This window comes from Gilliamella sp. Choc6-1 (assembly GCF_001690385.1).
In the GTDB taxonomy this organism is placed as follows: domain Bacteria; phylum Pseudomonadota; class Gammaproteobacteria; order Enterobacterales; family Orbaceae; genus Gilliamella; species Gilliamella apicola_A.
The window spans coordinates 1-4,503 of record NZ_LZHI01000042.1 but is presented as its reverse complement, the minus strand read 5'-3'; the positions used below and the strand labels follow the sequence as shown (position 1 = coordinate 4,503).

3 protein-coding genes and 1 pseudogene are annotated in these 4,503 nt (G+C 38.6%); all 4 read right to left on the bottom strand.

The features are described 5' to 3' along the window. Positions 1–455 (bottom strand): annotated as a pseudogene (locus tag A9G36_RS06540) (hypothetical protein); the annotation flags it as partial. Between the two features lie 19 nt (positions 456–474). Beyond that, positions 475–987 carry a DUF2345 domain-containing protein gene (locus A9G36_RS06535; protein WP_065585536.1) on the bottom strand — a complete coding sequence of 171 codons (513 nt, stop codon included), beginning with the start codon at positions 985–987 and terminating at the stop codon, positions 475–477. A gap of 88 nt (positions 988–1,075) precedes the next feature. Then, positions 1,076–2,323, bottom strand: a complete 1,248-nt coding sequence (locus A9G36_RS09890) for a hypothetical protein (protein ID WP_081295250.1) — start codon at positions 2,321–2,323, stop codon at positions 1,076–1,078. A gap of 61 nt (positions 2,324–2,384) precedes the next feature. Then, a partial coding sequence (locus A9G36_RS06525; protein WP_065585535.1) for a DUF2345 domain-containing protein occupies positions 2,385–4,503 on the bottom strand: 2,119 nt, incomplete at its 5' end.

Here is a 4,503-nt window from a genome sequence, read left to right as displayed (position 1 = left end):
CCTTCCTGTTTCTTTTGCTGATAACCATACCAATCTAACTGATGCATATATAAACTGTATAACGTTATTGATGGTGGTGTGTCGGTTGAATTAGCAATTTTGGGCATTTGTAACAGGTGCCTGACTAAGGTAAACCCTGTTGAGAAATAAGCAACTTTTTGTTGTTCCTTATAAGGCAGTTTTAGTTCAACATTGTCCTGATACACAATTTTAGGATAAACATCATTCACTCGATAAGCTATCACTTCACCATCAGCCATACAACGCAGCTTCGCTTCCTCTTTGATTTCTTTCAATACCTTTTTGTCAATATGGATACCACCATGCCATATGCCATTGGCACCAAAGGGATAAAAGCCACTGTTTGCTTCTGATAAGGCTTTATAATAGGCATCTTGACTTAATTGTTTTTCGCCAACGGGAAAGTTAAAGTCGGTTATTTTTTTTATAGTCATTGTGTTACTTCCTTACAAATTATTCCGAAAAGCTTTTTGAATTGAACGATACATGTTTTCTTAATAACATTTCGAGTTCCGAATCATTGTTATTTAGCTTTGCGGATAAATCATTACTCGCCGCGCCCATCTTTTGCATGACATTACACTTCAGATAAACATTATCTTGGGTGCCCAGTTCAATGCCTTCTTCGCTGATTTTTATGTATGAGCCGCCACACATTAACGTAAGCTGTTCGCTTGCGGTGACAGTGAGCTCACCATCGACACTGTCAATTTTTATATCCTGCTTGGCGGCCATGTTGAGGTTGGCGGATACTTCTAACCCTGAATTTTCTGGTTTAATATGATAGGAATCACTGCGAACTTCACCACCTTTAATATTTATTTCAGCATAATAAGGTATACCAAAAGTGGCATTGGGCAAAGATTTTGGTAGTACTTCAATTTCTTGTCTACAAAAACATCCCATAAGCGAAAAAACTAAAAATAAGTTAATAATTAAAATTAAATAATATCGTGATTTTTTCATATAGTTTATTGCGATTAATTGAATTTTTATTAAAAATAAGTATGTCTTAAACACTTTACCATTTATCTTGTTGCCATATATTTTTTATTTAAGGAATTTTACTTACCACCATAGCTGCGAAGGAGTATTGCATAACTTCTCCCAAAGTTCTGCCTGAATCCAACTGGTTGTATACCTCGCCCCATGAAAATAGTTCAAGTTGAACCTTTTCAGTTATTGCTGTTTGTTCTGTTATTTCCAGACCATTGTGTAATTTTAATTTATCTGTCCAAACTATCCAGTGGTTTTTAGTTGTTAAGATATTCTGATTATTAATCATTTTTGCTGCTATTAATACAACAACATGTGTATCAGGGCTAATATAAGAATTTAAACGACATAAATCTTGTAAAGTTAAATGCGGTCCGCTGATCTGTTTCATTAAACTTGTATTGATGCTGTATAAAATTTTAGCACCAGACTTTTCAAACCATGTTTTAAGGTTTCCTGCAGTTGTAATACCTGAGAATTTATCATCAGGCGAATCATAATCAAAAACACTGTTTTCTGAACCCCTTAAACTTGCCAAGGTAATCCAATCTATGCACGAAACTTTTGGGGTATACCCTGTTGAATCATTTTTAAAAAAATTTGTAGGATGGCGACAATCATAACCAGACTTTATTTTTAATGTGCCAATTTTAGTTTTACCTGATTCCCAAAGTTCTTTGACAATCTGTTTATATAAGTCTGGTCTATCCATCAATAAGCAATAAAAAAAAGCTGCAGGTCCACATAAACTGGCATCACCTTGATTAGGAAAATTGTATTTGGCTAATCTTAATTGCAAAGCTCTTTCTATTTTAGCTTTGGTAAACGGATCCATTGGGTCACCAACCGGATGTTCTTTAACTTCAAAAACTCTTGGCTTTGATGTGATTGTCACTTGAAATATAGATGATGTGCCAGATTGTGTTTCTTTGACTGTTTCATTGTACTTAAATTCCCTTGATAGCCCCCACTTTTTGTCCAAGATAATAAATCCCTTAAGTGGGATAATTGCTGTCATAGGTTCTTCTAATACTGTATAATCCTCTTTAGCTAATTTATGTTTATGATAAAGATTTAGTTCTAATATATAAGAGGTATTTTCGGGATCTGAAATATCTAACGATTGGTGAATTAATGTTTTCTTATCAGCTTGTAACGGCTGTTTACCTGTTGATTCTAAAGCATAAATTTTATTACCTTTGTCGTCCATTTTATATAATTCCATTTCATAAATAATATATTCATGATTGGTTTTTGTCTCTATGCTTGTAAATATATTGTATACTGTCATTAAATTTTCATCCATTATGTTATCATTGTATTTAAAAATGTATCATATTAATTATTAATGATTTTTATGCAATTTTTTATTGGTTGATAAGTTCCCCATTGCTTGTTTTACTTAATACTAAACGGACAGCAATTTTTTCTTCTTTTTTTGTATAAAACCTTTCTGTATAGCCTTTATCATCTGTTTTCCCTCGTTTGACTGAACCATCTTCCATAAACGCTAAATATTCAATATTTTTATATGGCTCACCTTCATCATTAACCATAAGGTACATTAAGCTATACTTATCATTTTTATTCGGTTTATTTGGTGAAAAGTTAGTTTCAATTGCTTCAGGCAGTGCTATTTCGAATCTATCTTTTTGTGCCACCCCCATCTTCTGCATCACATTACACTTCAGATAAACATTATCTTGGGTGCCCAGTTCAATGCCTTCACTGCTGATTTTTATATATGAACCGCCACACATTAAGGTGATTTTTTCACTGGCGGTTATGATTAGCTCACCATCGACACTGTCAATTTTTATATCCTGCTTGGCGGCCATGTTGAGGTTGGCGTTTTGGGCTTGCACCACAATATCGCCTTGGTTGGCAAAGAGTTTCATGCCTGATTTGTGGGCAAATAAGCCCATCGCTTCGCCCGATGAGAGGGTAAGGTTTTTTAAGGCGGCAATGTCAGTTTGGTTTTCACTGGTTAAAGTAACGCTGTTGCCGGTGGAGAGTTGAATGTTTTGTGGACTGGTTAAGGCAATGCCTTCTTGGGCATAGGCAAGTATGCCGCTTTGGGTCAGTTGGCTTAATGTTTTGTTAAGTTGTTCTTGGCTGTCAGTGTCTGCACCGTGGGCTTCAGACTGAGTAGCGGCATTTTGTAGTGCTTTGGCAATGGATAGCGCATTTTCAAGCTGGGTAATGGCGGCTTGCATGTCGAGCTGTTTGCCTTGCGCTTTCGGCTCGGTTTGGGTGGTTAAGTATAATCCCCGTGCAGCTGCTATGGCGCCCCATTCGTCGGTTCTTAGCTCAAAGCCTTCGCCACGCTGCGCTTTACTTTGGTCAACTAAGTGACCTAAATTCAGTTGGGTTTTGCCGTATTCGGTGGCGAGTTTGATGTGCTCTTGCCCCCGTTTGTCGTCCATGCGTAATTTATTATTCGCTGGGGTGCGTATCACATTGCGGTGTTTGTTAATGGCGGTGACAGGGTCTGGGTGAGCACTGTCGTGCATTGCATGGGCAATATACGGTCTGTCAGGGTTGCCTTGCATAAAAGCTATTGCTACTTCAGTACCGTCAATCAGTGGAAAGTGAAAACCGTATTCACTGCCGGCATAGGGTTTGGCTAACCTTATCCATAAGCTTTCTTCGCCATTTTTCCAATCTGTTAAGTCAAAGTTAAATTTAACCCGGTAGCGCCCTTGGGTATCAATATAGCCATAGGTGTCATTATCGGGACTGGTGACCCGTGCCGGTAAGGTGCCACTGACTTGTGGCCAAGCAAGGGGCGCTGGGCGATACGGTTTTAATACCTTAAAAGGTATCGCAGTAAAACTGAGCTGGTAAGCATCAGTGCGGCTGCCGCTGCCCGTAACACTTAAAATAATAATGCCTTCATCAATATCAATCAGCGGGGCGCCATTAAGGCTAATGAGTTGCCCAGGAGCAAGGTTATAACGGTTGCTTTTGCCTCGGATAATTATTTGTTCACTGATTGCTTGTTCATGGCGAATACGTGCGTACCAATTGCCACTTTCTGGGGTGCTATTAAGGTGGTAATCATTATTTTGTGCATCATCGTTATTCTCGCTCATCCCCCCATTTTGCTCACTTTGAATATTTTTATAAATTTTGTTGGGGCTATTTTTTTGACTACCTGAACTGACACTGGCACTACCTGCATATTGATAGTGCTCGCCATAACGGTAGTCGGTGCCGTTAGTGGTGTGGTCATCGGGTTGGCTATTGACCTCGCCAAGTAAGTTGGCTTTGGCATCACGGTAGTTGTAATCTTTCACTTTAACCGATGATGCCACCGTTTGGCTGTGCATGCTAATATCCCAAACGCTTTCAGTGCCACCGTCCAAGGTGCCGCTGGGTAATTTGTAATTAATATGGGCAACTTGGTCATAACCTTGTTCGTAATCGCTTATCACCATTACGTCGCAGTCGTGCTCGGCATGGCTTTCAAAGCGAAACCAGATA

What these genes read in the sequence shown, in the direction of transcription:
- A9G36_RS06535 (WP_065585536.1), bottom strand. Translation starts at nt 987, where the DNA reads ATGAAAAAATCACGATATTATTTAATTTTAATTATTAACTTATTTTTA.
- A9G36_RS09890 (WP_081295250.1), bottom strand. Translation starts at nt 2,323, where the DNA reads ATGGATGAAAATTTAATGACAGTATACAATATATTTACAAGCATAGAG.